General features: G+C 66.3%; 1 pseudogene. It reads left to right on the forward strand.

The features are described from left to right. Positions 1–86: 86 nt before the first annotated feature. Positions 87–1,139 (forward strand): annotated as a pseudogene (locus ORI27_RS32850) (IS110 family RNA-guided transposase); the annotation flags it as partial. Positions 1,140–1,161: the final 22 nt, after the last annotated feature.

A 1,161-nucleotide genomic window follows, 5' to 3' on the forward strand; every position in this document is an offset into this window, starting at 1 on the left:
AGGAGCGTGGCATCGCCCCGACTGAGATGTGTCCGCCGGCCGGTCCAACCTCAACACCCATCCACGGAGTGAAGGAGGCAACCACCATGGTTGTTGTCGGAACCGATGTGCACAAGCGCAGTCATACATTCGTCGCCGTCGATGCGGTCGGGCGCAGGCTCGGCGAGAAGACCGTCGCGGCGACTACCGAAGGGCACCGTGCCGCTGTTGTGTGGGCTCACGACCAGTTCGGCACCGAGTTGACGTGGGGTATCGAGGACTGCCGCAACATGTCGGCGCGGCTGGAACGCGATCTGCTGGACGCCGATCAATCGGTGGTGCGGGTTCCGACGAAGTTGATGGCTGCGACCCGTAAGTCGGCGCGGACCCGGGGGAAGTCCGATCCGATCGACGCCGAGGCGGTCGCGCGGGCGGTGCTACGTGAACCCGATCTGCCGGCGGCCTCTCACGACGAGGTTTCACGTGAGCTGAAACTGCTTACCGACCGACGTGATGTGCTTGTCGCTCAACGTACTTCGGCGATCAACCGATTGCGATGGAACCTCCACGAACTCGACCCCGGGCGCGAGCCGGCGCCGCGCAAGCTCAACGCGGCCACCCATCAGCAGGCGCTGCGTGGGTGGCTGGACACGGTGCCCGGACTGGTCGCCGAACTGGCACGCGCCGAACTCGACGATGTCATCCGACTGTCCGCCGAGATCACTGCCTTGGCCCGGCGCATCGGTGAGCGGGTCCGCGAGGTGGCCCCGTCACTGCTGGCCATTGCGGGCTGCGCGGAACTGACCGCGGCCAAGATCGTCGGCGAGGCCGCCGGCATCGCCCGGTTCAAAAGCGAAGCCGCGTTCTCCTGCCATGCCGGAGTGGCACCGATCCCGGTGTGGTCGGGCCAGACCGCCGGGCAGATGCGGTTGAGTCGCTCGGGCAACCGACAACTCAATTCCGCCATCCACCGCATCGCGCTCACCCAGATCCGGATGCCCGACTGCCCCGGCCACGCCTACTACCAACGGCTCATCACCAAGGGCAAGACCAGCCCTCGCGCCCGACGCTGCGTCAAACGCCACATCGCTCGCGCCGTCTACCGTGCTCTACTCACCGACCACAACACCCGCCACCAAGCACCGCAATCAGCCGCGGCTTGACATAGGAGCTATTGCTCGC

The organism is Mycobacterium pinniadriaticum (assembly GCF_026242045.1).
Lineage (GTDB): Bacteria > Actinomycetota > Actinomycetes > Mycobacteriales > Mycobacteriaceae > Mycobacterium > Mycobacterium pinniadriaticum.